The organism is Micromonospora sp. WMMA1949, from assembly GCF_027460145.1.
Taxonomy (GTDB): Bacteria; Actinomycetota; Actinomycetes; order Mycobacteriales; family Micromonosporaceae; genus Micromonospora.
The window spans coordinates 388,662-412,365 of the sequence record NZ_JAPZBG010000001.1 but is presented as its reverse complement, the minus strand read 5'-3'; the positions used below and the strand labels follow the sequence as shown (position 1 = coordinate 412,365).

The 23,704-nt window shown below is 73.2% G+C and carries 21 protein-coding genes; 16 read left to right on the top strand and 5 right to left on the bottom strand.

Features of this window, described 5'->3' with window-relative positions; genetic code table 11:
- Window positions 1-49 precede the first annotated feature (49 nt).
- Both O7607_RS01715 and O7607_RS01710 read left to right on the top strand, forming a co-directional pair.
- Window positions 50-1,372, top strand: coding sequence for a glycosyltransferase 87 family protein (locus O7607_RS01715; protein ID WP_269700527.1), 1,323 nt, complete (start codon window positions 50-52; stop codon window positions 1,370-1,372).
- 122 nt (window positions 1,373-1,494) lie between these two features.
- Window positions 1,495-2,130 (top strand): transcriptional regulator, encoded by a 636-nt coding sequence (locus tag O7607_RS01710; protein WP_269700526.1) that lies wholly within the window; start codon window positions 1,495-1,497, stop codon window positions 2,128-2,130.
- Here O7607_RS01710 and O7607_RS01705 read toward each other — a convergent pair.
- Window positions 2,127-2,693, bottom strand: coding sequence for a TetR/AcrR family transcriptional regulator (locus tag O7607_RS01705; RefSeq protein ID WP_269700525.1), 567 nt, complete (start codon window positions 2,691-2,693; stop codon window positions 2,127-2,129). The genes O7607_RS01710 and O7607_RS01705 overlap by 4 nt on opposite strands.
- A 54-nt stretch (window positions 2,694-2,747) precedes the next feature.
- On the opposite strand from O7607_RS01705, the gene O7607_RS01700 reads away from it, so the two are divergent.
- The 3 genes from O7607_RS01700 (at window position 2,748) to O7607_RS01690 (ending at window position 6,114) form a co-directional block, all read left to right on the top strand.
- The gene (locus O7607_RS01700) at window positions 2,748-3,809 is read left to right on the top strand and encodes an FAD-dependent monooxygenase (RefSeq protein WP_269700524.1); all 1,062 of its coding nucleotides are present in this window, start codon (window positions 2,748-2,750) and stop codon (window positions 3,807-3,809) included.
- Between the two features lie 119 nt (window positions 3,810-3,928).
- Entirely contained in the window at window positions 3,929-5,494 is a 1,566-nt protein-coding gene (locus O7607_RS01695; protein ID WP_269700523.1) for an MFS transporter, read from the top strand.
- An 11-nt stretch (window positions 5,495-5,505) separates the two neighbouring features.
- Window positions 5,506-6,114, top strand: coding sequence for a TetR/AcrR family transcriptional regulator (locus O7607_RS01690; protein ID WP_269700522.1), 609 nt, complete (start codon window positions 5,506-5,508; stop codon window positions 6,112-6,114).
- A 33-nt stretch (window positions 6,115-6,147) separates the two neighbouring features.
- Here the strand turns inward: O7607_RS01690 and O7607_RS01685 are convergent, their stop codons facing one another.
- Window positions 6,148-8,067, bottom strand: a complete 1,920-nt coding sequence (locus O7607_RS01685) for a helix-turn-helix domain-containing protein (RefSeq protein ID WP_269706868.1) — start codon at window positions 8,065-8,067, stop codon at window positions 6,148-6,150.
- 14 nt (window positions 8,068-8,081) lie between these two features.
- Complete coding sequence (locus tag O7607_RS01680) at window positions 8,082-8,864, bottom strand: 3-hydroxybutyrate dehydrogenase (RefSeq protein ID WP_269700521.1); 783 nt, start codon at window positions 8,862-8,864, stop codon at window positions 8,082-8,084.
- A gap of 184 nt (window positions 8,865-9,048) precedes the next feature.
- Between O7607_RS01680 and ruvC the strand changes: the two genes are divergently transcribed.
- The 8 genes from ruvC (at window position 9,049) to O7607_RS01640 (ending at window position 18,393) form a co-directional block, all read left to right on the top strand.
- Entirely contained in the window at window positions 9,049-9,576 is a 528-nt protein-coding gene (gene ruvC / locus O7607_RS01675; RefSeq protein WP_269700520.1) for a crossover junction endodeoxyribonuclease RuvC, read from the top strand.
- Window positions 9,573-10,175, top strand: a complete 603-nt coding sequence (gene ruvA / locus O7607_RS01670; protein ID WP_269700519.1) for a Holliday junction branch migration protein RuvA — start codon at window positions 9,573-9,575, stop codon at window positions 10,173-10,175. The genes ruvC and ruvA overlap by 4 nt, the downstream gene beginning before the upstream one ends.
- A complete protein-coding gene (gene ruvB, locus O7607_RS01665) occupies window positions 10,172-11,236 on the top strand; it encodes a Holliday junction branch migration DNA helicase RuvB (protein WP_269700518.1) in 1,065 nt (354 codons plus the stop codon). The genes ruvA and ruvB overlap by 4 nt, the downstream gene beginning before the upstream one ends.
- A gap of 140 nt (window positions 11,237-11,376) precedes the next feature.
- Window positions 11,377-11,721, top strand: a complete 345-nt coding sequence (yajC, locus tag O7607_RS01660; RefSeq protein ID WP_036345294.1) for a preprotein translocase subunit YajC — start codon at window positions 11,377-11,379, stop codon at window positions 11,719-11,721.
- A 223-nt stretch (window positions 11,722-11,944) separates the two neighbouring features.
- Window positions 11,945-13,840: a protein translocase subunit SecD gene (secD, locus tag O7607_RS01655; protein WP_269700517.1), complete on the top strand. Its 1,896-nt coding sequence runs from the start codon at window positions 11,945-11,947 to the stop codon at window positions 13,838-13,840.
- A 1-nt stretch (window position 13,841) separates the two neighbouring features.
- Window positions 13,842-15,029 carry a protein translocase subunit SecF gene (secF, locus tag O7607_RS01650; RefSeq protein WP_269700516.1) on the top strand — a complete coding sequence of 396 codons (1,188 nt, stop codon included), beginning with the start codon at window positions 13,842-13,844 and terminating at the stop codon, window positions 15,027-15,029.
- 97 nt (window positions 15,030-15,126) lie between these two features.
- Complete coding sequence (locus tag O7607_RS01645) at window positions 15,127-15,693, top strand: adenine phosphoribosyltransferase (protein WP_120573853.1); 567 nt, start codon at window positions 15,127-15,129, stop codon at window positions 15,691-15,693.
- 252 nt (window positions 15,694-15,945) lie between these two features.
- Entirely contained in the window at window positions 15,946-18,393 is a 2,448-nt protein-coding gene (locus O7607_RS01640; protein WP_269706867.1) for a RelA/SpoT family protein, read from the top strand.
- Between the two features lie 72 nt (window positions 18,394-18,465).
- On the opposite strand, the gene O7607_RS01635 is transcribed toward O7607_RS01640, so the two are convergent.
- Window positions 18,466-19,308, bottom strand: a complete 843-nt coding sequence (locus tag O7607_RS01635; RefSeq protein ID WP_269700514.1) for a peptidylprolyl isomerase — start codon at window positions 19,306-19,308, stop codon at window positions 18,466-18,468.
- A gap of 91 nt (window positions 19,309-19,399) precedes the next feature.
- Window positions 19,400-20,269: a peptidylprolyl isomerase gene (locus tag O7607_RS01630; protein ID WP_269700512.1), complete on the bottom strand. Its 870-nt coding sequence runs from the start codon at window positions 20,267-20,269 to the stop codon at window positions 19,400-19,402.
- A 236-nt stretch (window positions 20,270-20,505) separates the two neighbouring features.
- Between O7607_RS01630 and O7607_RS01625 the strand changes: the two genes are divergently transcribed.
- From O7607_RS01625 to O7607_RS01615, 3 genes are read left to right on the top strand one after another with little or no spacing between them, the layout of a single operon-like run.
- The gene (locus O7607_RS01625) at window positions 20,506-21,225 is read left to right on the top strand and encodes an MBL fold metallo-hydrolase (RefSeq protein WP_269700510.1); all 720 of its coding nucleotides are present in this window, start codon (window positions 20,506-20,508) and stop codon (window positions 21,223-21,225) included.
- 40 nt (window positions 21,226-21,265) lie between these two features.
- Window positions 21,266-22,606, top strand: coding sequence for a histidine--tRNA ligase (hisS, locus tag O7607_RS01620; protein ID WP_269700507.1), 1,341 nt, complete (start codon window positions 21,266-21,268; stop codon window positions 22,604-22,606).
- Between the two features lie 51 nt (window positions 22,607-22,657).
- Entirely contained in the window at window positions 22,658-23,593 is a 936-nt protein-coding gene (locus tag O7607_RS01615; protein WP_269700505.1) for an acyl-ACP desaturase, read from the top strand.
- Window positions 23,594-23,704 lie beyond the last annotated feature (111 nt).

Genomic DNA, 23,704 nt, shown 5'->3' with positions numbered 1-23,704 from the left:
GCGGCAGCGCCCCCCACGTGACGCGGAGCGACGCTACGCTCCCCGATTCATGGCCGTCTCGCGTCTGCGTGCGCTCGCCACCATGGTCCCCGCCGACCGGCCGGCGCCACCGCCGGTCACCCTGCCGTCCTGGTTGCTCCTGCCCGGTCTGTTGGCGTTGGCCGGGTCCCTCGCCGCGTACGCCGTCTTCCTGGACCACGACCCGCTGCGCGGCACCGACCTGTCGATGTACATCGGTGGTGCGCGGTCCTTCCTGCACGGCGAGCCGGTCTACCGGCTCGGCTACACCACGCTGAACCTGCCCTACACCTATCCGCCGATCACGCTGCCGTTCCTGACGCCGCTGACGCTGCTCGACGACCGGGCCGCCCTGTACGTGTGGACCGTGGCGGGCCTGCTGGCGATGCTCGCGACGCTGTGGTTCACCACTCGGATGCTCGGATACCGGGGCGCGCCGGGCCGGCTCGGCCTCGCCGCGGCGGTACTCGCCGTGCTCGTGTGGACCGAGCCGCTGCACCGCACCTTCTACCTCGGCCAGATCAACGTCTTCGTCCTTCTGCTGGTGGTGGCGGACCTGGCGCGGCCGGACCGGAGCCGGCTCAAGGGTGTCGGCATCGGCGTCGCCACCTCGGTCAAGCTGCTTCCCGGCCTGTTCGTGGTCTACCTGCTGCTGACCCGCCGGATCCGGGCCGCCCTGGTGGCCGGGGCGACGTTCGCCGGGCTCACCGTGCTGGGCGCGATCATCCAGCCGGGCGGCTCGTACGACTACTGGATCGCCGGTCGCGCGTTCGACTCGTCCCGGCCGCTCGCGACCTCCGGCCCCCGGTACGCCGCCAACCAGTCCCTCCAGGGTCTCGTGGCGCGCCTGCTCGGCAGCGACGAACTGAACAGCCGGCCGTGGATGCTGGCCGCGGTTCTCGCCGGGATGGCCGGCCTGGCGCTCGCCGTCGCGCTGCACCGGCAGGGCGAGGAGGCGGCCGCCATGGTGGTGGTCGGGTTCACCACGCTCGCCGTCTCCCCGGTGAGCTGGTCGCACTACTGGCTCTGGATCGGCCCGGCGGCGCTGGTCCTGATCGATCTGGCGCGGCGTGCCCGCGGCCCGGCCCGGGTGCCCGCAGCCGTCCTCGCGGTGGCCGCCGTGCTGCCGTTCCTGCTGTGGCCCGGCCGGGACCGCACCGGCGCGACGGTCCCGCGCGGGCTGATCTGGAAGGCAGCCCACATGGAGGGGACGGCGAAGACGCCGGCGGTCGACGCGTACCTGCTGACGGTGCTCGCCCTGGGCCTGATCGCTGCGGTGTGGCTGTCGCTGCGCCGTCGTCGCCGCCCCGTGGCCGCGGCGGAGCCCGTCCCGGTGGAGCGCGAGCCGGTGTGATCCGGCCCACCGGCCCGGTGCCGGGATCGCACCCGGGCCGGACCGGTCCGGCCCGAGCGCATCCAAACCGTGCCGTCGGGCCGAACCCCGGGTAGTGACCGTCTACCCGGGAGGTGCTTCTGGTGGTGGCCGAGGCGATGCCGGGCGACGCCGTCGAGGACGTCCGCAAGCACCTCACGCTCGCCGCGGAGGACCTGGACGGCAACCGGGTCGCCGCGCTTGTCGTCGAGGCCGCGGGCCGGTGGGGCGTGACGGCGGTGTGGGAGCGGGTCTGCGCGCCGATGCTGGCCGCGCTGCCCGGGCACAGCGCCGTCGAGGTGGCGGTGGAGCACGCCTTCGCCGAGGGGATCCGGTCCGGCCTGGACGCCCTGCTGCGGGAGCCGGGACGGAGGTCGCCGGGCGGCGGCATCCTGCTCGCCGCGGCGGAACAGGAACTGCACTGTCTCGGCCTGCACGCGCTCGCCGCCGCGCTGCGGGAGGCGAACCTGGGCAGCCTGCTGCTGGGCGCCGCCCTGCCCTGGCCCGCGCTGGCCAGCGCCGTGCGCCGCAGCCGGCCGCACACGGTGGTGGTGTGGTCGCAGACCCCGGTGACCGGCCGGGCGTACCGGATGGCCCGGTTCGCGCGGGAGTTCCCGTCGGTGGGGGTGCTCAGCGCCGGACCGGGCTGGATCATGCCACCGGCCGGGCACCTGACGACCCTGTCCGACGCGCTGCGCACCTGCCGCGCCGCGGCCGGGCGCCGCGCCGGCGGGAGCTAGGCGGACGGGCCGGCGCGGAAGCCGTGCAGCAGCGTGGCGACGGCGGCCTCCGGGTCGACGTCGTCGTCCGGGGCGGCGAGCTGGTTGCTGAGCAGCCCGTCGACGAGTGCCAGCAGCATCCGGAAGTGGGCCGGCGGGTCGGTCGAGCCGAGCGTGGCGAGCAGTGGCTCCCCCCAGCCGGCCAGCCGTGCCCGGGCGGCCTCGATCGCCGGGCGCAGGTCGGGTCGCACGGCCGCTTCGACGAACAGCGCGTACCGGGCCAGCGTGACCACCCGCTGCTGGTCGGTGAACTCCCGGATCAGCCGGCCGACGACGGCGGCGAACGCGGCGACGTCGCCCGCCGGCAGGTCCGCGGCGAGCCGTTGCCAGGCCGCCGTCTCCACCTCGACGAGCCGGTCGAAGACGCCGGTGACCAGCGCCTCCCGGGTGCGGAACCGGTTCGAGGCGGAACCCTCGGGCAGGCCCGCCTCGGCGTCCACAGCCCGGTGGGTGAGCTGTCGCGGCCCGCCGGTGCCGAGCACCCGGATGGCGGCGTCGAGCAGGAGCGTGCGGCGATCGGTCACCGGGGCAGACTACAGCCGTAGTGCGGGTGACTACACCTGTAGTACGGTGACGCCATGGGCGGACGCGCGGTCGTGGTCGGGGGCGGGATCGGCGGGCTCGCGGCGGGCATCGGCCTGCGGGCGGCGGGCTGGGAGGTGACGGTCCTGGAGCGGTCCGCCGCGTTGCCGGACAGCGGCACCGGGCTCGGCATCTGGCCCGCCGCGATGCGCGCCCTGGACGCGCTCGGCGTCGGTGCCGAGGTGCGCCGCCGGGGCAGCCGCCAGGGCGGCGGGTCGATCCGGCGCCCGGACGGCAGCCGGATCGCAACCATCGACGTCGACCGGCTGGAGCGCCGCCACGGCGAGCCGGTGTACCTGGTCACCCGGCCGGTGCTGCTTGCCGTCCTGGCCGGCGCGCTGCCCGGCCCGGTGCTGCGCCTGGATGCCCCGGTGGCCGACCCGGCGCCGCTGCGCGAGGCGTACGACCTGGTGGTGGGCGCGGACGGGATCAACAGCGTGGTGCGCGAGGCGATGTACGGCCGGCGGTACCCGCTGCGCTACGCGGGCGCGGTGGCCTGGCGCGGTGTGGTCGACCTGGACCTGGCCGAGGGTGGCGAGACCTGGGGTCGGGGGCGCAAGTTCGGGCTGACCCCGGCCGGGCCGGGCCGCACCAACTGGTACGCCGCGGTGCGGCTGCCCGAGGGGCACCCGGCGCCGCCCGACGACGCTGCCGAGCTGCGCCGTCTCTTCGGCGACTGGCACCAGCCGGTGCCGCGGGTGCTCGACGCGCTCACCCCGGAGGGGATCCTGCGGCACGAGATCCACGACCTGACGCCGCTGCCGTCGTACGTGTCCGGCCGGACGGTGCTGCTCGGCGACGCCGCGCACGCGATGACCCCGGATCTCGGGCAGGGCGCCTGCCAGGCGCTCATCGACGCGGTCGCGCTCGCCGGCTGCGTCCGCGACGCCGACGACCTGCCCGCCGGGCTGCGGGCGTACGACAGGCGCCGCCGGCGGCCCACGCAGCGGATCGCGGCGGGCGCGCGGTGGGCGGGGCGGTTGTCCGGCGCGCGGCGGCTGCTGCCGGTGCGGGACGCGGTGCTGCGGCTGGCGCTGGCGGCCGGGCCGCCCGCGTGACCTGAGACACATTCGATACGAACCAGTTCCGTATCGAAACCCGCTCACCTACGCTCGGCTCCGTTACGAGTCTGACCCGTATCGTATTCCGACGCGGGGAAACCGGGGGGAGCACGGACGTGGAACCACACGAGAACACCGGACACCCGAGGAGGTGGGCGATCCTCGGGGTGCTGGTGATCAGCCTCCTCGTGGTCGTCCTCGACAACACCATCCTCAACGTCGCCCTGCGCACCCTGGCCGACCCGGTGCACGGCCTCGGCGCCACCCAGGGCGAGCTGGAATGGGCGATCAACTCCTACACGCTCGTCTTCGCCGGGCTGCTGTTCACCTTCGGCGTGCTCGGTGACCGGCTCGGCCGCCGCCGCTTCCTGATCCTCGGGCTGGCGCTGTTCGGCCTGTCCTCGCTGCTGTCCGCGTACGCGCAGGACCCGGGCCAGCTCATCGCGGCCCGCGCGCTGATGGGCGTCGGCGGCGCGGCCATCATGCCGGTGACGCTCTCGATCATCTCCAACGTCTTCGACCCGCGCGAGCGCGCCAAGGCGATCGGCGTCTGGGCCGGCGCGGTCGGCCTCGCGGTGGCGATCGGCCCGGTGCTCGGCGGCGCGCTGCTGGAGCACTTCTGGTGGGGCTCGGTCTTCCTGATCAACGTGCCGGTGGTGGTGCTCGGCGTGGTGCTGGTCGCGGCCCTGGTCCCCGAGTCCCGCGACCCGAAGCCCGGCCGGGTCGACCTGCTCGGCGTGCTGCTGTCGGTGGTCGGCCTGGTCGCGCTCACCTACGGCATCATCGACGGCGGCGAGCACGGCTTCGACCGCCCGCAGGTGTGGATCGCGGTGCTCGGCGGCCTCGCGGTGCTCGGCTGGTTCGTCGCCCACGAGCTGCGCAGCGACCACCCGTCGCTGGACGTACGGCTGTTCCGGGTGCCCCGGTTCGCCGCCCCGGTGGCCCTGGTCGGGCTGGTCTTCTTCGCCGCCATGGGCGTGATGTTCTTCGGCGCGTTCTACCTCCAACTCGTCCGCGGCTACAGCCCGCTGGAGAGCGGCCTGCTGTTCCTGCCGTTCGCCGCCGCCCAGCTCATCTTCGCGCCGCGCAGCGCCGCGATGGTCCGCCGCTACGGCGGCCGGGCGGTCGCCGCCGCCGGGCTGCTGCTCACCACCGTGGCGCTCGCCGCGTTCGTCTTCATCGACGCGGACACCCCGATCTGGATCTTCTCGGCGCTGGGCTTCCTCCAGGGCGCCGGAATGGCGAACATCATGCCCCCGGCCACCGAGTCGATCATGTCGTCGCTGCCCCGGGAGAAGGCCGGTGTCGGTTCCGCGGTGAGCAACACCGTGCGGCAGGTGGCCGGCGCGCTCGGCGTGGCGGTGCTCGGCTCGGTGCTCTCCGGCGTCTACCGCGACCAGGTCGGCCCGGCGGTGGCTGCCCTGCCCGCCCCGGTACGCGACGCGGCCCGGGAGTCGATCTCCGGGGCGTACGCCGTCGCCGGCCGGCTCGGCCCCGACGCGCCGCGACTGATCGACGCGGCGAACGACTCGTTCGTCTCGGCCATGCACTGGGCGGCGGGCGCCTCCGCGGTGGTGGCCGCGCTCGGCATCGTGATCGTGCTGCGCTGGATGCCGGGGCGGCCGGTCGTCGCCCCCGACGCGGCGCCGGTCACCGACCGGGAGCTGGCCGGTACCGCGTAGGTTCGTGGACAATGTCTGACATGACTTCCACGGCGGATGCTCCGCGGTCGCCCGGGCGACCGCGGAGCACCCGCGCGGACGAGGCGATCATCGACGCCACCCTCGACCTGCTGGCCGAGGGCAGCACCGTCGAGTCGCTGTCCATCGAGGCGATCGCCAACCGCGCAGGCGTCGGCAAGGCCACCATCTACCGCCGCTGGCCGGGCAAGGACGCGCTGCTGCTGGACGCGTTGCGCACGCTCAAGGGCCCCGCGCCCCGCACCGCCGGTCGCTCCGTCCGCGACGACCTGGTGCTGCTGGTCGGCGCCGTGGGCCAGCACGCCGACCCTCGGGTCCGCAAGATCATGCCCTGCCTGGTGCCCGAGGTGAACCGCAGCTCGTCCCACCGGCAGGCGTACGAGGCGATCATCGAGCCCCGGCGCGCGGCGATGCGCGAGGTGCTGCACCGCGGGATCGACCGGGGCGAGCTGCGCGCCGACCTCGACGTCGAGGTGACCATGTCGCTGCTCACCGCGCCGATGCTCACCCAGCGGATGCTGCGCTGGCACCCCGAGCGCGACGAGCGGATGCTGCCCGAGCGGATCGTGGACACGGTCCTGGACGGCCTGCGCGTGCGCTGACCGCGCCGGACCGCCCCGGCGCGGTCCGGCCGTTCAGCGGGCGGGCGTGCGCAGCCGGTGCAGACGCAGGGCGAGCTGCACCTCCAGCGCCCGCTCCGGCCGCTGCCAGTCCGCGCCCAGCAGGTGACCGACCCGCTCCAGCCGCTGCGTGACCGTGTTGACGTGCACGTGCAGCTGCTCGGCGGCCCGGGCCAGGCTGCCGCCCACCCCGAAGTACGCCTCCAGCGTCTTCACCAGCGCGGTGCCCCGCCGGGCGTCGTAGTCCAGCACCGGCCCCACAGTGGTGGCGAGGAACCGGGCCACGTCCCGGTCGCCGGCGTCGCCGACAGCGCCCAGCAGCAGCCCGACGAAACCCAGCTCGGCGGTGCTCGCCCCCTGCCCGGCCCGGCCCAGCGCACCCAGCGCGGACAGGCAGCGCTCCGCCTCGGCGAACGTGACGGCCAGCGACGCCGGCCCGGTCGACGGCCCGCTCGCCCCGGCGGTCACCGGGCGGCCGGTCAGCCGGGACAGGTCCCGGGCCACCGAGCGGGCCGCGCCGCCCGCGTCCCGGCCGGGCAGCATCAGCACCACCCGCCCGTCGCGCGCCGCGGCCAGGCCACCCCGTGTCGAGGCGTACGTGGTGGCCCAGGACAGCACCCGCTGCCGGGCCGAGCCGGTCTCGGCGAACGCGTCGTCGCCGACCGCCACCAGCACGTGCGGGGCGTCCAGGTCCACAGCGATCCGGCGGGCCCGCGCGCGCAGCGCGTCGGCGTCGCGCAGCGGCCGGGCGATCAGGTCGTCCAGCAGCTCGCCGCGGACCCGCCCCTCCGCCTCGGCCACGGTCCGGCGGAACAGCAGCAGCAACGCGGTCACCAGCGCGGCGCGCTCCAGGATGCGCTGGTCGGCGTCGACCAGCTCGTCGTCCGGGCGCAGCACCAGCGCGCCCAGGTTCTCCGCGCCGGCCACCACCGCGGCGTACCAGAGCGGGCCCCGGCGCACGCTGCGCCCCTCGGTACGGGAGGCGGCCACCGCCTCCACGATGTCGGCCCGGTCCGGCTCCTCGATCTCGCCGACCCGGGCCAGCCGCCGGCCCTCGGCGTCCAGCGCCAGCAGCGCCCCGCCGAGCACCTCGGTGACCGCCGCCGCCACGTCCTCCATGCCTCCGCCGCGCACCACCAGCGCGGTCATCCGGTCGTGCGCGGCGGCGGCGCGCTCCACCGAACTGCTGTGCGCCCGGATGGTGCTGTTCGCCGCCGACAGCTCCGCCAGCGCCGCCCGGGTCTCGGCGAGCAGCCGCGCGGTGTCGATCGCCACCGCCGCGTGCGCCGCCAGCGACACCAGCAGCGACACCTCCTCGCGGGCGAACGGCCGGGCCGAGCGGTTCGCCGCGTACAGCACGCCGATCACGCTGGAGCCGAGCCGCAGCGGCACGCCGAGGATGGCCACCAGGCCCTCCTCGCCCACCCCGCCGTCGATCTCCCCGGTGTGCCGGAACCGCTCGTCCTCCTGGTAGTTCGAGGTGACGTACGGCGTGCCGGTCTGCGCCACCAGGCCGCCCAGGCCGTCGCCCAGTTCCAGCCGCAGCCGCTGGAACCGGGCCGAGATCGAGCCATCGGTGACCCGCATGTACGTGTCGCCACGCTCGTCGTCGTTGAGCGTCATGTACGCCACGTCGGTGCCGAGCAGGATCCGCGCCCGGTGCACGATCGCGCGCAGCACGTCGTCCAGGTCGCGCAGCCCGGCCAGGTCGCTCGCGGTGTCGTACAGGCCGGACAGCTCGGTCTCCCGGCGACGCCGCCGCGCCAGCAGCGCCCGGACCCGCAGCGCCACCACCTTGGCCTGTTCCAGCTCGGCGAGCCGTTCGGCGGGCAGGCCGGCGGCGCGCGCGGCGACCAGCGGGCCCTCGAACTCGACCGCGGCGGCCTCGCGCGCCAGCAGCTCCAGGAACTCGACCGGCGACGACATGACCGACATTGTGCGCGGGGCCACTAGTTCGCCGTCCAGCCCCCGTCGAGGGCGATCGAGGTGCCGGTGAGGAACGCGGCCGGCGGGGAGCACAGGTACGCCACCAGTTCGGCCACCTCCTCCGGCTCGATCAGCCGCTTGATCGCCGCCCGGGCCAGCATGATCTTCTCGACCACCTCGTCCTCGCCGATGCCGTGGGTGGCCGCCTGGTCGGCGATCTGGCTCTCCACCAGCGCGGTGCGCACGTACGCGGGGTTGATGCAGTTGGCGGTGACGCCGTGCGCGGCGCCCTCCAGCGCGACCACCTTGGACAGGCCCTCCAGTGCGTGCTTCGCCGAGACGTACGCCGACTTGAACGGCGAGGCGCGCAGCCCGTGCACCGAGGAGATGTTCACGATCCGGCCCCAGCCGGACGCGTACATCCGGGGCAGCGCCCGGCGGATCAGCAGGAACGGCGCCTCCACCATCACCCGCTGGATGTACTCGAAGCGCTCGACCGGGAAGTCCTGCACCGGCGCGACGTGTTGCAGCCCGGCGTTGTTGACCACGATGTCGGCTTCGACGTCGAGCCGGTCCACCGCCGCCGGGTCGGCCAGGTCGATCCCCACCGCCCGGCCGCCGGCCTCGCCGGCCACCGCCTCGGCCGCCGCCACGTCGCGGTCCAGCACCACCACCGTCGCGCCGGCCGCCGCCAGGCGCAGCGCGCAGGCCCGCCCGATGCCGCCGCCACCACCTGTCACCAGCGCGGTGCGACCGGTCAGGTCGACGTGTACGACGTGGGGGCCCGCCACGGGTTCTGCCGTCATGGCGCATGAACGTACGAGCCGGGTGCCCCCTGGCACATGGGGTGGCGACACATACTCCACCGCCCGTCTGTGTGGTGCGCCGCGTCACCGCCGGGGCCCGGCGTGTCCGGCCGCCCCGGCGTCGGCGGGCACCAGTAGGGTGTGTCGAACACACGTACTGCTGGCGGCTCGGGGAGGAGGCGGCGTGCGCGTGCTGGGCGTCGACCCGGGGCTGACCCGGTGCGGGGTCGGCGTGGTCGAGGGCGTGCCGGGCCGCCCGTGCACGCTCGTGGCCTACTACGTGGTCTACACCGACCCGGCCGACGAGCTGCCGCTGCGCCTGCTGCACCTGGACCGCTCGCTCACCGACCTGGTCGCCGAGCACCGGCCGGACGCGGTCGCGGTGGAGCGGGTGTTCAGCCAGCACAACGTCCGCACCGTGATGGGCACCGCGCAGGCCAGCGGTGTCGCGGTGCTCGCCGGGGCCCGGGCCGGGCTGCCGGTGACGACGTACACGCCGAGCGAGGTGAAGGCGGCGGTGACCGGCTTCGGCCAGGCCGACAAGGCGCAGATGACGGCGATGGTCACCCGGCTGCTGCGGCTGCCCGAGCCGCCGAAGCCGGCCGACGCCGCCGACGCCCTGGCGCTGGCCATCTGTCACGTGTGGCGCGGCGGCACCCGGTCCAAGCTGGCCGCGGCCGCGCAACGGGCCCGACGAGGAGGGACGCGATGATCGCGAGCGTACGCGGCACGGTGACCGCCACCGGCCCGGATCACGCGGTGGTGGAGGTGGGCGGCATCGGCCTGGCCGTGCAGTGCGCCCCCGGCACGCTCGCCGAGCTGCGCGTGGGCCAGCCGGCGCGGCTGGCCACCAGCCTGGTGGTCCGGGAGGACTCGCTCACCCTCTACGGCTTCGCCGACGACGACGCCAAGCAGCTGTTCGAGCTGCTCCAGACCGCCAGCGGGGTCGGTCCCCGGCTGGCCCAGGCGGTGCTCGCCGTGCACACGCCGGACGCGGTCCGCAAGGCCATCGCCAACGCCGACACCGCGGCGCTGACCCGGGTGCCGGGCATCGGCAAGAAGGGCGCCGAGCGGCTGGTGCTGGAGCTGCGCGACCGGATCGGCCCGGTGCCGGTGGGCGCCGACGGAGCGGCCGGGGTGACCGCGGGCGCCTGGCCGGAGCAGGTCCGCCAGGCCCTCGTCGGGCTGGGCTGGACGGCGGCCCAGGCCGAGCAGGCGGTGGCCGCGGTCGCGGAGACCGTGGACGGCGAGACGCCGCCGGTGCCGGTCCTGCTCAAGCAGGCGATCCGCCTCCTGGGCCGGACCCGATGAGCGGGGAGAACCTGGTTTCGGCGTACGTCGACGACGCCGAGCGGGACGCCGAGGCGAGCGTCCGCCCGAAGCGGCTCGACGAGTTCATCGCCCAGCACCGCGTCCGGGACCAACTCGACCTGCTGTTGCAGGGCGCGATGCGGCGCGGCTCCCCGCCCGACCACATCCTGCTGTCCGGGCCGCCTGGCCTCGGTAAGACGACCCTGGCCAACATCGTCGCCGCCGAGCTGGGCACCGGGATCCGGGTGACCAGCGGCCCGGCCATCGAGCGCTCCGGCGACCTGGCCGCGATCCTGACCAGCCTCGCCGAGGGCGACGTGCTGTTCATCGACGAGATCCACCGGATCGCCAAGCCGGCCGAGGAACTGCTCTACAGCGCCATGGAGGACTTCCGCGTCGACGTGGTGGTGGGCAAGGGGCCGGGCGCCACGGCCATCCCGCTCGACGTGGAGCCGTTCACGCTCGTCGGCGCCACCACCCGGTCCGGCCTGCTGACGGGGCCGATGCGCGACCGGTTCGGCTTCGTCGCGCACCTCGACTTCTACGCCCCGGCCGACCTGGAGGTGCTGCTGCACCGGTCGGCCCGGATCCTCGGCGTGCCGATCACTCCCGAGGGGGCGGCGGAGATCGCCGGCCGGTCCCGGGGCACCCCGCGCATCGCCAACCGGCTGCTGCGCCGGGTGCGCGATTACGCCGAGGTGCGCGCCGAGGGCGTGGTCACGCTGGAGACCGCACGGGCGGCGCTGACCGTCTACGACGTGGACGCGCTGGGTCTGGACCGGCTCGACCGGGCGGTGCTGACCGCGCTGGTCGACTCGTTCCGGGGCGGTCCGGTGGGCCTGTCCACCCTCGCCGTGGCGGTGGGGGAGCAGCCGGACACGGTCGAGGAGGTCTGCGAGCCGTTCCTGGTCCGGGCCGGGCTGCTGGCCCGTACGCCGCGCGGGCGGGTGGCGACCGAGGCCGCTTGGCGCCATCTGGGGCGTACGCCCCCGAATGGTACATTTGGGATGGATGCCCCTCCGGGGCCCGATCTGTTCTCGGTGCAGACCGACCAGCCGTGATCCGTTCGTGATCTGTGCCGCATTCGGTCTTCTCAGGAGCAGGGACTAGACTTCGCCGCGGTTTGTACAGGACGTGAGAATCCGCTTCCGCTGCGGCGCCCTCCGGCGCCGGGACGGAGGCCAACCGGAAGGTCTACACCGTGCTTTACGCAGCAGCGAGTGGCGGGGGAGCCGGCAGTCTGACGCCGATCCTCATGATCGCTCTGCTCTTCGTCGTCATGTACTTCATGATGATCCGTCCGCAGCAGAAGCGCCGCCGCGAGGCCGAGCAGATGCAGTCCGCCCTCGCCCCCGGCGACGAGGTGGTCACCATCGGCGGCCTGCACGGCACGGTCACCGCAGTCGAGGACGAGACGGTCCTGCTCGAGGTCGCGCCGGGCGTGCAGACCCGGTACGCCCGCCCCGCCGTGGCCCGCGTGATCAAGCGCGCCGAGGCGCCGGCGGCCGAGACGATCACCGAGGAAGCCGAGCCGGTCAAGGAGTGACTGCCGCCCCGGACGGGGCAGCGGAATCATCGGTACAAGTGGATAGTTGGGGTCGGCGCCCGGCGCCGGCACCCGGCCGGGCCGTGCGGCGCCCCCGCGCCGCGCACCAGCCGGCGTGCCGTCCTCCGGTGCCGACCCGCCGGAGCAGTCGGGCGGACACCCCCGGCCCGACAGTTGTCGCCGCCGCGGAAGCGGCGCGACCGTACAGGGAGACAGGACAGCCGTGGCACCACCTCAGGGACAGATGCGGCCCGGACGGCAGCTCGCCGTGCTCGGGCTCATCTTCGTCGTCCTCTATCTTTTGGTGTTCTTCTCGGGCGGCGCCAGCGGTGGCTGGAAGGACCGGTTGGAGCCGCGGCTCGGCCTGGACCTCGTCGGCGGCACCCGGCTGACGCTCGAGGCCACCAACACGGTGGACGGCAAGCCCCCGACCGCCGACAACCTCGAGGAGGCCCGCCAGATCATCGAGAGCCGGGTCAACGCCTACGGCGTGGCCGAGGCCGAGGTGGTCACCGAGGGCAACCGCAACATCGTCATCTCCCTGCCCGGCCAGAACCGCGACCTCACCGACGTCGGTGAGGCCGCCGAGCTGCGCTTCCGCAAGGTGCTCAAGGCCACCGACGGCAGTGGTGCCGCGGCCGCGCCCGCGCCGACCCCGAGCGCCTCGCCGTCCGGCGCCGCCACCCCGACCCCGTCGGGCAGCGCGTCGCCGCAGGCGACCACGAGCCCCAAGGTGAGCGGCTCGCCGAGCGCCGGCGGGCAGGGCGGCATGGCCCCGACGCCGAGCGCCAGCGCCTCGGCCTCGCCGAGCGCCGCCGCGCCGAGCCCGAGCGCCAGCGCCGAGCCGGTGCCGCAGAGCATCGAGCAGCAGCGCAAGGCCGTCGAGCAGAAGGTCGGCGCGGCCGCCTGGGCCGCCGCCTCCGGTCTCCAGGCCCCGGCGGACCTGACCACCGACCCGTCGCTGGCCGACAAGCTCAAGCCGTTCGGGACGCTCACCCCGCAGGAGGTCGCCGTCCTGCCGGTCGAGATGCAGTTCAACGTCCCGACCATCACCTGCACCCAGCTCGACACGCGGCCCGCCGCCTCGATCAAGGACGAGAAGCAGAAGGCGGTCGCCTGCGAGTCCGGCGCGAAGTACCTGCTCGACGTCGCGAAGGTGCTCGGCACCGACGTCAAGAACGCCTCCGCCCAGCTCGACCAGACCAGCTCCTGGGTGGTCAGCCTGAACTTCACCGGCAAGGGCCAGGAGAAGTGGACCGCGCTGACCCGCGAGGCGTTCAACAACGAGGGCCAGGCCTGCGACCAGACCGCGCTCGGCCAGGACGGCAAGTGCCGGGTCGCCGTGGTGCTGGACAACGAGATCGTCTCGTCCCCGGAGATCCAGGGCGTGCTGACCGGTGACTCGCAGATCACCGGCAGCTTCGACAACAAGGCCGCGAACGCGCTCGCCAGCCAGCTGCGCTACGGCGCGCTGCCGGTGACCTTCGAGCCGCAGGAGCAGCAGAACGTCACCGCGACGCTCGGCGACAGCCACCTCAAGGCGGGTCTGCTGGCGGCCGGCATCGGCATGCTGCTGGTCATCATCTACTCGTTCTTCTACTACCGTCTGCTCGGCTCGGTCATCTTCCTGAGCCTGGTGCTCTCCGCGCTGCTGGTGTTCGGCGCGCTGGTGGTGCTCGGCCGGTCGATCGGCTTCACGCTCACGCTCGCCGGCATCGCCGGCATGATCGTCTCGCTGGGCGTCGCGGCGGACTCGTTCGTCATCTACTTCGAACGATTGAAGGACGAGATCCGGGAGGGCCGGAGTCCACGGAGCGCGGTGCCGCGCGCCTGGATCCGGGCTCGCCGGACGATCATCTCGGCGAACGCGATCACGCTGATGTCGGCGGTGGTGCTCTACATCGTGTCGGTCGGCGCGGTGAAGGGCTTCGCCTTCGCGCTCGGCCTGGCCACAGTGCTCGACCTGGTCGTCGTTTTCCTCTTCCGCCACCCGATCATGACGATGTTCGCCCGTACCCGGGCGTTCCTGTCGCCGCGGGTCAGCGGTCTGGGCCGGGCGCTGCCGGCCCGGTCGACCGAGCCGGGCACCGCCCGCAACCCGCGTGTCAAGGAGGCCTGAGATGGCTAAGAACGGTCTGGCCGCGCGGCTCTACCGGGGCGAGGCGGATCTCAACATCGTCGGCCGCCGGAACCTGTGGTTCGGTGTGGCGGGTGTCCTGGTCCTGATCGCGGTGCTCAGCTTCGCGATCAGCGGCTTCAAGCTCGGCATCGAGTTCGCCGGCGGCAACACGTTCCAGGTGCCGGCCAGCGTCGGCACGCTGGACCGGGCCGAGCAGACCGTCGACGAGGTGCTGGCCGACGAGGCGCCCGGCGTCGAGGTGGTCAGCGCGCAGAAGGTCGGCAGCACCAGCGGCGAGTTCTACGAGATGCGCACCGGGCAGCTCAGCGCCGAGCAGGCCAACGCGGCCAAGGCCGCGATGGCGCAGGAGTTCGGCATCCAGGCCGACCAGATCAGCGGCAGCCAGGTCTCCGAGGCGTGGGGCAGCCAGGTCACCTCGCGCGCCTTCCTCGGTCTGGTGATCTTCATCGCGGTGGTGTCGATCTACCTGGTGCTGCGCTTCGAGTGGCGGATGGCGGTCGCCGCCATCATCTCGCTGCTGACCAACCTGATCCTCACCGCCGGCATCTACTCGCTCGTCGGTTTCGAGGTCACCCCGTCGACGATCATCGGCTTCCTCACGATCCTGGGCTTCGCGCTCTACGACGTGGTGGTGGTCTTCGACAAGGTGCAGGAGAACACACGCGGCATCACCGCGAACAACAACCTCACCTACGGCGAGGCGTCCAACCTGGCGCTCAACCAGAGCCTCATGCGGTCGCTGAACACCTCGGTCGTGGCGCTGCTGCCGGTCGGCGGCCTGCTCTTCATCGGCGCCGGCCTGCTCGGGGCGGGCACGCTGAAGGACCTCGGCCTGGTGCTGTTCGTCGGTATGGCGGTGGCGTTCCTGACCTCGATCCTGCTGGCCACGCCGCTGCTGGTGCTGCTGAAGAACATGGACCCGCGGATCAGCGCGCACAACAAGCGGGTGGCCGCCCGCCGGGCCGCGATCGCCAAGGGCGAGATCACGCCGAAGGGCCAGCGCACCGCCGCACCGGCCGTCGACGCGCCGATCGACCCGGAGGCGGCCGCGCTGGCCGGCGCCGCACCCAAGGTGGGCGCCCGGCCGGCCGGCAAGCGTCCCAGCGGCGCCCGCGGCGGGCGTCCCGCCGGGGGCGGCGGCAACCGGCCCGGCGGCAAGCGCCGCTGACCGTAGGGCCGGACGGAATCGGTCCGACGGCGTCCGTCATGCTGGACTCACGGCATGACGGACGCCGTCGTCGTTTCGAGAGGACATGGGACGCACCGTGACGGAGACCCACACCGCAGGGGTACGCGGAGACAGCGGCCCGGAGGTCGCCCAGCTCGTAGCCAGCCGGCTGCTGGACGTGCCGGACTTCCCCAAGCCGGGTGTCGTGTTCAAGGACCTGATGCCCCTGTTCGCCGACGGTGAGGCGTTCCGGGCGGTGATCGACGGCATCATCGCGTACCACGGGCGGGACTCGTTCGACACCGTCGCCGGCATCGAGGCGCGCGGGTTCGTGCTGGCGGCGGCGGTCGCGTACGCCACCGGCGTCGGCGTGGTGCCGGTGCGCAAGGCCGGCAAGCTGCCCCGGGCCACGCACTCGGCGTCCTACGCGCTGGAGTACGGCGAGGCGACGCTGGAGGTGCACCAGGACGCCTTCACCGCCGGCCACCGGGTGCTGGTGCTCGACGACGTGCTCGCCACCGGCGGCACCGCCGAGGCCACGCTCGACCTGGTGGAACGCGCCGGTGGGACGGTGGCCGGGTTCACCGTGCTGCTGGAGCTGGGCTTCCTCGAGGGCCGTAAGCGGCTGGCCCAGCGACCGGTCCATGCCCTGTTGACCGTTTGACCGGGCCGGCCCGTCGGGCCGGTCGGCGCCGACCGTCCGGGGGAGCGGTGGCGTACCCTGCGTACGGGTAGCATTGCCCTTTGCCCGACCCGGCCGAGGTGTGTCCGGGGCGGCGAAGGCGCCGGGGCCCGGCCCCGGCGACCGCGTGGAACAAGACCGGCCCCCGGGCCGGTTGAACCAGACGTCGGCCGGACGGCCGGCGCATCCCGGCGAGCGGTGAGGAGGCCGGTGTCCCACGATGTCGTCCCTCCGGTGGAGGGCACGGTGCACCCGACAGGCGACGCGGACGGCTCGGTGACCGAGTGCAGCGGCAACCCGCCGGCCCGGGCGACCGGCGCCACCGGCGGCGCGCCCGACGCGACGGCCGACGGCGGGGCGGTCGTGGTGCCGTTCCCGACCGAGGGTTCCACCGAGTCCACGACCGGCAGCGGTTTCGCCCTGTCCAACGCGCCCACCGGCCGGCGGGTCCGCGCCCGGCTGGCCCGGTTCAACGCGCCCTGGCAGACCTCGCAGGTCAGCGAGGTGCTGGAGCCGCTGATCGCGACCCACCGGGAGAACCACCCCAAGGCCGACGCGCGGCTGCTGCAGCGCGCCTTCGACACTGCGGCGCGGTGGCACTCGGGGCAGTACCGCAAGTCCGGCGACCCCTACATCACGCACCCCCTCGCGGTGGCGACCATTCTGGCGAACCTGGGCATGGACACCACCACGCTGGTCGCGGCGCTGCTGCACGACACCATCGAGGACACCGAATACACGCTCGATGCGATGCGCGCCGACTTCGGCGGTGAGGTCGCGCTGCTCGTCGACGGCGTCACCAAGCTCGACAAGGTCAAGCTCGGCGACGCGGCCAAGGCCGAGACCATCCGCAAGATGGTCGTGGCGATGGCGAAGGACCCCCGGGTCCTGGTGATCAAGCTGGCCGACCGGCTGCACAACATGCGGACCCTGACCTTCCTGCCGCGTCCGAAGCAGGAGCAGAAGGCCAAGGAGACGCTGGAGATCCTGGCGCCGCTGGCACACCGCCTCGGTATGAACACGATCAAGTGGGAGCTGGAGGATCTGGCCTTCGGCACGCTGTTCCCCAAGCGGTTCGAGGAGATCAACCGGCTGATCGGGGAGCACCAGCCGCAGCGCGAGGCGCTGCTGCGCCAGGTGACCCAGAAGGTGTCCACCGACCTGAAGGCCGCCAAGATCAAGGCGGAGACGACCGGGCGGCCGAAGCACCTCTACTCGATCTACCAGAAGATGATCGTGCGGGGGCGCGACTTCAACGACATCTACGACCTGGTGGGTGTGCGGATCCTGGTCGACACGGTTCGTGACTGCTACGCGGCGCTGGGGGTCATCCACGCCAACTGGCAGCCGGTGCCGGGCCGGTTCAAGGACTACATCGCGATGCCCAAGTTCAACATGTACCAGTCGTTGCACACGACTGTCATCGGGCCCACCGGCAAGCCGGTGGAGATGCAGATCCGCACGTACGCGATGCACCGCACCGCCGAGTTCGGCATCGCCGCGCACTGGAAGTACAAGGAGCACAAGGGCACCCCGGTGGTGGGCCCGCCGGCGCACATCGACGAGATGACCTGGCTGCGGCAGCTGCTGGACTGGCAGCGGGAGGCGGCGGACCCGAGCGAGTTCCTGGACGCGCTGCGGTTCGACCTGTCCAGCCAGGAGGTGTACGTCTTCACCCCCAAGGGCGACGTCATCCCGCTGCCGACCGGGTCGACGCCTGTCGACTTCGCGTACGCGGTGCACACCGAGGTCGGGCACAAGTGCATCGGCGCGCGGGTCAACGGCAAGCTGGTGCCCCTCGAGTCGACGCTCTCAAACGGCGACGTGATCGAGATCTTCACGTCGAAGTCCGACACGGCCGGCCCCACGCAGGACTGGCTGGGCTTCGTCAAGAGCCCGCGCGCCCGCACCAAGATCCGCCAGTACTTCAACAAGGAGCGGCGCGAGGAGGCGATCGAGGCCGGCAAGGATGCGATCGTCAAGGCGATGCGCAAGCAGGGCATGCCGTTGCAGCGGATGCTCACCTCGGACGCGCTGATGGCGATCGCCCGGGACCTGCACCTGGCCGACGTGGCCTCGCTCTACGCGGCGGTCGGCGACAGCCAGGTCTCCGCGCAGTCGGTGGTGCAGAAGCTGATGGCGTCCTACGGTGGCGAGGAGGGCGCGGCGGAGGACATCGCCGAGACCGCCGTCGCCACCCGGCCGCCGCGCAGCCGGCAGAGCAGCGCCGACCCGGGCGTCGTGGTCCGCGGCGTCAGCGACGTCTGGATCAAACTGGCCCGCTGCTGCACGCCCGTACCGCCGGACTCGGTGTTCGGGTTCGTCACCCGCTCCGGCGGGGTCAGCGTGCACCGCGACGACTGCGCCAACGCCGAGGACCTGCGCGCCCAGCCCGAGCGGGTGGTCGAGGTGAGCTGGAAGCTCACGTCCGCCTCCACGTTCCTGGTCGCCATCCAGGTCGAGGCGCTGGACCGGCACAAGCTGCTCGCCGACGTGACAAGGGTGCTGTCCGAGGAGCGGGTGAACATCCTCTCCGCGACGGTGACCACCACCCGCGACCGGGTGGCGGTCAGCCGGTTCAGCTTCGAGATGGCCGACCCGAAGCACCTCGGCCACCTGCTGGCCGCCGTCCGCAAGGTCGACGGCGTGTTCGACGCGTACCGGGTCACCTCGGGCGCCTGAGCCGCCCACGCACGCGAAAGCGCCCGCCGGCTGCGATCAGCCGGCGGGCGCTTCGTCGTCGTGCGGGTGCGGTCAGCCGCCCTCGACCGGGCTCATCGTCACCTTGGTCATGGTGATCTCCTTCTTCGGGTGACCACCGCCGGCCTGCTTGGCGAACGCGCCGTCGTCACCGGCCGCGGCGACCTGCTTCACCACGTCCATGCCGCCGGTGATGGTGCCCAGCACGGTGTAGTTCGGGTCGAGCGGCGAGTCGCCGTACACGATGAAGAACTGGCTGCCGGTGCTGCCCGGCTGGCCGGAGTTGGCCATCGCGATGACACCCTCCGGGTACGGCGGGCGCTTGTCGGTGGGCAGGTTCTCCTCGGCCAGGTTGTACGACGGACCGCCGGTGCCGTCGGTGTCCCGCCAGCCCTTGCCGGTGGCGCTCGGGTCGCCGCACTGGAGCACCTTGATGCCCTCGGTGACCAGCCGGTGGCACTTGGTGTTGTCGAAGAAGCCCTTGCCGGCCAGGTGCGTGAAGCTGCCGGCGGTGCACGGCACCTTGGTGCGGTCGATCTTGGCGGTGATCGGGCCCAGGTTGGTGTCGATGGTCATCGTCTGGGTGCCCTTGCCGGACTGCTGGGCCGGCGGGAGGCCGACGTCCTTGATCTGCGCCGGACGGCCCTCCTTGGGCACCTCCGTGTACGCGCACTGCACAGCGTCGGCCCCGGCGGCGGTGCCGCCCTGCTTCTCGTCGTCGTCGCCGAGCGCGGCGACGAGCCACACCGTGCCGGCCACGACGAGCACCAGCACCGCCGCGGCCCCGACGATCGCCTGGGTCTGCCGGCGCTTGCGGGCCCGACCGGCCCGTTCCGCCATCTCCCGCTCGAGCTTGGCTCGCGCCGCCGCGCGCTGGCGGTCTCTGGTGGACGTCACGGTCACTCCTCACCTGCTGCGTATGGGGTCGGCGCGCGCGCCGGGTCACGTCTGGATCGCACCGGCGGCACGCCGCCGGTGGCGTGTGTGCTCAGCCCGCGCTGGCGCTCGGCGAGGGCGCGGGACTGCCGGCCGGCGCCGCGCCGGGCTCGCCGACGGTCACGCTCTGAACCAGCACCTGCGTCTTCGGCTTGACCTTGGCGCCGTTGCCATTGTCCACCGTCGGCAGGGCACCGATCTTCTCCACCACGTCGAGCCCACCGGTGACCTTGCCGACCACCGAGTAGGCCGGCTTGGCCGGGCTGGCGTCCTTGAAGAAGATCAGGAACTGGCTGCTGTTGCTGCCGGGCGGGTTGCCGATCATGGCGACCGTGCCCTTCGGGTACGTCGCCGGCTGCCCGGGCGCCGGCGAGGCCGACGGGCTGGGCTCCGGCGCGGCCGGGACGTTCTCGTCGTAGAACGAGTAGGTCGGGCCGCCGAGCCCGGTGCCGGTCGGGTCGCCGCAGCGCAGCGCGCCCTCGGTGGTGATCTCGTGGCACGTGGTGTTGTCGAAGAACGACCGGCCGGCCAGGTAGCTCAGGCTCGCCGCGCCGCAGGGCGCGTCGGTCTGGTCCAGCTCCACGGTGATCGGCCCACCCTGGTTGGTGGTGATCGTCATCGGACGGGTGCCCGAGGTGGGCAGGCCCGTGGTGGGCGGCTCGCCGACGTCCTTGAGGTTGGTGTTGACGGCGCCGTCCTCCGCGGTCCAGAGGCAGACGTCCTCGGCGGCCTTCTTCTCCGGCTCGGAGTCGAACGCGCCGAGCGCCCAGGCGGAGCCGGCCACGATCAGCACGAGCACCACCGCGGCGCCCACACCGGCCCGGATCTGGCGGCGGCGCTTCGCGGCCGCCGCCCGCCGGGCGAGCTGCCGGTCGAGCTTGGCGCGCGCCAGTTTGCGCTGCCGGTCCCTGCTGGAAGCCACGTGCGCTCCCCTTCCTCTGCCTGATCGCCGCCGGCGTCGGGCGCCGTCCGCCGTTCCGATCGGGGTGCGCCACGCCACACGCCCGCCAGAGTGTACGGGTAGCGACTGGGAATGTGGTGTACGAGGTCCCGCCGTCTCAGCCCGGCCGGTGCGGACGAGGGCGGTGGCGGGCGGAACTCCCTGGCCGCTACGACTAGGCTGCAGGCAGACGACGACCGGACGGAAAGGGGAGCGACGTGCTCGTGGCCGGCTTTCCCGCGGACGCCTTCGGCACCAACTGCTACGTGGTGGCGACCGGGCCGGGGGAGCAGTGCGTGGTGGTCGACCCCGGCATCGGGGTGCTCGACCGGCTCGACGCCGTGCTCGCCGAGCACCGCCTGCACCCGGCCGCCGTGCTGCTCACCCACGGCCACCTCGACCACACGTTCTCCGTCGCCCCGGTCTGCGGCGCGCGCGGCATCCCCGCCTACGTCCACCCGGACGACCGGGAGCTGCTGGCCGACCCGAGCAAGGCGCTCTCGATGGACCTGACCCAGCTGTTCGGCGGGCGGCTGCCGTACACCGAGCCGGACGACGTGGCCGAGCTGACCGACGGCGCGACGCTGTCGCTGGCCGGGTTGGAGATCACCGTCGACCACGCTCCCGGCCATACCGGCGGGTCGGTGCTGTTCCGGTTGCCCGGCGCCGGCTCGCCCTGGGAGGCGGACCAGATCTGCCTCTCCGGTGACGTGCTGTTCGCCGGCTCGATCGGCCGCACCGACCTGCCGGGCGGCAGCATGCCCCGCATGCTGTCCAGCCTGCGGGACAAGGTGCTCCCGCTGGCCGACGACACCGTCGTCCTGCCCGGCCACGGCCCCCGGACCACGATCGGCCGCGAGCGCGCGACCAACCCGTACCTCCTCGAGGTGGCGGGCACCGGCGGCGCGCGCCCGGCCGCGCCCACCCGAGGCCTCTAGACCCTCACCCGCGCCCGCGCGGGTTCTCAAGGAGTTCGTGATGAGCAAGCCCACGCCCATCTCCGGCTTCCCGGAGTGGACCACCGCACAGCGGATGATCGAGCAGTTCGTTCTCGATCGCATCCGCACCACGTTCGAGCTGTACGGCTTCGCGCCACTGGAGACCCGCTCGGTGGAGCCGCTGGATCAGTTGCTGCGGAAGGGGGATACCGCAAAGGAGGTCTACCTGCTGCGCCGGTTGCAGGCCGACGCCGACGGCGCGGCCGGTGACGACGCGCTCGGCCTGCACTTCGACCTGACCGTGCCGTTCGCCCGCTACGTGCTGGAGAACGCCGGCAAGCTCCAGTTCCCGTTCCGCCGCTACCAGATCCAGAAGGTGTGGCGCGGTGAGCGCCCGCAGGAGGGCCGCTACCGGGAGTTCCTCCAGGCCGACATCGACATCGTCGACAGGGACACCCTGCCGGCGCACTACGAGGCCGAGATGCCGCTGGTCATCGGCGACGCGCTGCGATCGCTGCCGATCCCGCCGGTGCGCATCCAGGTCAACAACCGCAAGATCTGCGAGGGGTTCTACCGGGGCATCGGGCTGACCGACGTGGAGGCGGCGCTGCGCGCCGTCGACAAGCTCGACAAGATCGGCCCGGCCGGGGTCACGGAGCTGCTGGCGAGCACCGCCGGGGCGAGCGACGCGCAGGCCAAGGCCGTGCTCGCGCTGGCCGAGATCTCCGCGCCGGACGCCTCGTTCGCCGACGCGGTGCGCGGCCTCGGGGTGAGCGACCCGCTGCTGGACGAGGGCGTCGCGGAACTGACCGCCGTGGTGGAGACCGCCGCCGCGCACGCGCCCGGCCTCTGCGTGGCCGACCTGCGCATCGCGCGGGGCCTGGACTACTACACGGGCACGGTCTACGAGACGCAGATGATCGGCTACGAGCGGTTCGGCTCGATCTGCTCCGGCGGCCGGTACGACAACCTGGCCAGCTCGGGCGCCATGCGGTTCCCGGGGGTGGGCATCTCGATCGGGGTGACCCGGCTGCTCGGCCTGCTGTTCGGCGCCGAGGCGCTGTCGGTGTCCCGTTCGGTGCCGACCTGCGTGCTGGTGGCGGTCACCGCGGAGGAGGACCGGGCGGCCAGCGACGCGGTCGCGGCGGCGCTGCGGTCGCGTGGCGTGCCGACCGAGGTGTCCCCGTCGGCGGCCAAGTTCGGCAAGCAGATCCGGTACGCCGAGCGGCGCGGCATCCCGTACGTCTGGTTCCCCGGCGCCGACGGCGACGAGGTCAAGGACATCCGTTCCGGCGAGCAGGTGCCGGCCGCGGCGGGCGAGTGGACGCCGCCCCGGGCGGACCTGAAGCCGCTGGTCGGCGCGGCCGGCACTGGCGTCTGAAGACGTTTCGACCTACGGTGGCGTAAGTTACGCCACCGTAGGGAGAACGTCGTGACCGTGCTCAGCCAGACCGCTCTGCTCACCGAACTCGAGCCGGTGGTCGAGAAGAACCTCGACCGCCATCTGTCGCTGGCCAAGGAGTGGTTCCCGCACGAGTACGTGCCGTGGAGCGAGGGCCGCACCTTCGACGGCCCGCTGGGCGGCGAGGCGTGGTCGCCGGAGGACTCGACGCTGCCCGAGGTGGCGCGGACCGCGCTGATCGTCAACCTGCTCACCGAGGACAACCTGCCCTCGTACCACCACGAGATCGCCACGCTGTTCGGGCGCGACGGCGCGTGGGGCACCTGGGTGCACCGGTGGACCGCCGAGGAGGGCCGGCACGGCACGGCGATCCGCGACTATCTCACGGTGACCCGGGCGGTGGACCCGGTGGCGCTGGAGCGGGCCCGGATGGTGCACATGTCGGCGGGCTACCAGAACGTGCACGACCAGGAGATGCTGCACTCGCTGGCGTACGTGTCGTTCCAGGAACTGGCCACCCGCATCTCGCACCGCAACACCGGCCGGGCCACCGGCGACCCGACGTGCGAGGCGCTGCTGGCCCGGGTGGCCGCGGACGAGAACCTGCACATGGTCTTCTACCGCAACCTGCTCGGCGCGGCGTTCGAGCTGGCGCCGTCGCAGGCGATGCGGGCCGTCGCCGACGTGCTCGCCAACTTCCAGATGCCGGGCGTTGGCATCGAGGGCTTCGCCCGCAAGTCGGTGGCGATCGCGCTGGCCGGCATCTACGACCTGCGCCAGCACCGCGACGAGGTGGTGATGCCGGTGCTGCGCCAGTGGAACCTGTTCGACGTGACCGGCCTGAACGCCGACGGCGAGGCCGCCCGCGACCAGATCGCCGCCCACCTGGACACGCTGGAGACCCAGGCGTCCCGCTTCGAGGAGCGCCGCGCCGCCCGAGCCGCCCGCACCGCCGCCAAGGCCTGACAGACCGCTCCCTCTCCCGCGCGACGCTTCTATAGGTGGGCCGGTTCCGGGAGGGGTTGGTATCGGTAGGGTTCGACGTCGGTGATCGACGAGTGACTCATGCAAGATCTG